The sequence below is a fragment of the Thalassobacter stenotrophicus genome, assembly GCF_001458315.1.
GTDB classification, from domain to species: Bacteria; Pseudomonadota; Alphaproteobacteria; order Rhodobacterales; family Rhodobacteraceae; genus Thalassobacter; species Thalassobacter stenotrophicus.
This window is the reverse complement of record NZ_CYRX01000002.1, coordinates 1-2,556: the sequence shown is the minus strand read 5'-3', so window position 1 is coordinate 2,556 and position 2,556 is coordinate 1. Positions and strand designations below refer to the sequence as shown.

Here is a 2,556-nt window from a genome sequence, read left to right as displayed (position 1 = left end):
GGGCCATACTAGTACTGGATGCATCTGCAGGATATCGCGGCCGCTTAATTAACTGGCCTCATGGGCCTTCACTTCACTGCCCGCTTTCCAGTCGGGAAACCTGTCGTGCCAGCTGCATTAACATGGTCATAGCTGTTTCCTTGCGTATTGGGCGCTCTCCGCTTCCTCGCTCACTGACTCGCTGCGCTCGGTCGTTCGGGTAAAGCCTGGGGTGCCTAATGAGCAAAAGGCCAGCAAAAGGCCAGGAACCGTAAAAAGGCCGCGTTGCTGGCGTTTTTCCATAGGCTCCGCCCCCCTGACGAGCATCACAAAAATCGACGCTCAAGTCAGAGGTGGCGAAACCCGACAGGACTATAAAGATACCAGGCGTTTCCCCCTGGAAGCTCCCTCGTGCGCTCTCCTGTTCCGACCCTGCCGCTTACCGGATACCTGTCCGCCTTTCTCCCTTCGGGAAGCGTGGCGCTTTCTCATAGCTCACGCTGTAGGTATCTCAGTTCGGTGTAGGTCGTTCGCTCCAAGCTGGGCTGTGTGCACGAACCCCCCGTTCAGCCCGACCGCTGCGCCTTATCCGGTAACTATCGTCTTGAGTCCAACCCGGTAAGACACGACTTATCGCCACTGGCAGCAGCCACTGGTAACAGGATTAGCAGAGCGAGGTATGTAGGCGGTGCTACAGAGTTCTTGAAGTGGTGGCCTAACTACGGCTACACTAGAAGAACAGTATTTGGTATCTGCGCTCTGCTGAAGCCAGTTACCTTCGGAAAAAGAGTTGGTAGCTCTTGATCCGGCAAACAAACCACCGCTGGTAGCGGTGGTTTTTTTGTTTGCAAGCAGCAGATTACGCGCAGAAAAAAAGGATCTCAAGAAGATCCTTTGATCTTTTCTACGGGGTCTGACGCTCAGTGGAACGAAAACTCACGTTAAGGGATTTTGGTCATGAGATTATCAAAAAGGATCTTCACCTAGATCCTTTTAAATTAAAAATGAAGTTTTAAATCAATCTAAAGTATATATGAGTAAACTTGGTCTGACAGTTATTATTTACCCACCACTTTGGTAATTTCGCCTTTCACGTAATGCACAAATTCTTCCAGCTGATCCGCACGGCTGGCCAGACGATCTTCTTCCTGGCCCAGATACGCCTGACGCGCTTCCAGAATCACCGGCTGATACTGCGCCGGCAGACGTTCCATGGCCCAATCCGCCGCCACATCTTTCGGCGCAATTTTGCCGGTCACCGCGCTATACCAAATACGGCTCAGGGTCAGCACCACGTTGCGTTCATCACCCGCCCAATCCGGCGGGCTGTTCCACAGGGTCAGGGTTTCGTTCAGCGCTTCAAACAGGTCCTGTTCCGGCACCGGATCAAACAGTTCTTCCGCTGCCGGACCAACCAGCGCCACGCTATGTTCACGCGCTTTGGTCAGCAGAATGGCCAGATCGATATCAATGGTCGCCGGTTCAAAAATGCCGGCCAGAATATCGTTACGCTGCCATTCGCCAAACTGCAGCTCACGTTTCGCCGGATAACGCCACGGAATAATGTCATCATGCACCACGATGGTCACTTCCACCGCACGCAGAATTTCGCTTTCACCCGGGCTCGCGCTGGTTTCCAGCAGATCGTTAATCAGCGCACGACGGGTGGTTTCATCCAGACGCACGGTCACGGTCACCAGCAGATCAATATCGCTATGCGGTTTCAGGCCGCCATCCACCGCGCTGCCATACAGATGCACGGCCAGCAGGGTCGGTTCCAGATGACGTTCAATCACGCCCACCACTTCAGACAGCTGGGTGCTCACTTCCGCAATCACCGCTTCACGCATAATGTTCAGTTTGGTTTTCGGACGGCTGCCCTGCTGGGTCACATCGTTGCTGCTCCACAGCATCAGGCAACGGCCCACCGCATAACGCGCCTGCTGTTTGCTCGCACGCGGCATGCTCTGCACGCCAAAAAAGCAATCATAGCACGCCATAAACACCGCCACCGCACCATTACCGCCGCTACGTTCGGTCAGGGTACGGCTCCAATTACGGCTACGCATACTCTTCCTTTTTCAATATTATTGAAGCATTTATCAGGGTTATTGTCTCATGAGCGGATACATATTTGAATGTATTTAGAAAAATAAACAAATAGGGGTTCCGCGCACATTTCCCCGAAAAGTGCCACCTAAATTGTAAGCGTTAATATTTTGTTAAAATTCGCGTTAAATTTTTGTTAAATCAGCTCATTTTTTAACCAATAGGCCGAAATCGGCAAAATCCCTTATAAATCAAAAGAATAGACCGAGATAGGGTTGAGTGGCCGCTACAGGGCGCTCCCATTCGCCATTCAGGCTGCGCAACTGTTGGGAAGGGCGTTTCGGTGCGGGCCTCTTCGCTATTACGCCAGCTGGCGAAAGGGGGATGTGCTGCAAGGCGATTAAGTTGGGTAACGCCAGGGTTTTCCCAGTCACGACGTTGTAAAACGACGGCCAGTGAGCGCGACGTAATACGACTCACTATAGGGCGAATTGAGTGAAGGCCGTCAAGGCCTAGGCGCGCCGGATC

Annotated in this window: 1 protein-coding gene; it reads right to left on the bottom strand. The window is 52.6% G+C overall.

Going from position 1 to position 2,556, the window contains the following annotated elements:
- Positions 1 to 1,037 precede the first annotated feature (1,037 nt).
- Positions 1,038 to 1,829: an ANT(3'')-Ia family aminoglycoside nucleotidyltransferase AadA1 gene (gene aadA1 / locus THS5294_RS00020; RefSeq protein ID WP_001206316.1), complete on the bottom strand. Its 792-nt coding sequence runs from the start codon at positions 1,827 to 1,829 to the stop codon at positions 1,038 to 1,040.
- Positions 1,830 to 2,556: the final 727 nt, after the last annotated feature.

Bases quoted from the DNA above. Each gene is read 5' to 3' on its own strand.
- aadA1 (WP_001206316.1), bottom strand. From the start codon at position 1,829: ATGCGTGAAGCGGTGATTGCGGAAGTGAGCACCCAGCTGTCTGAAGTG.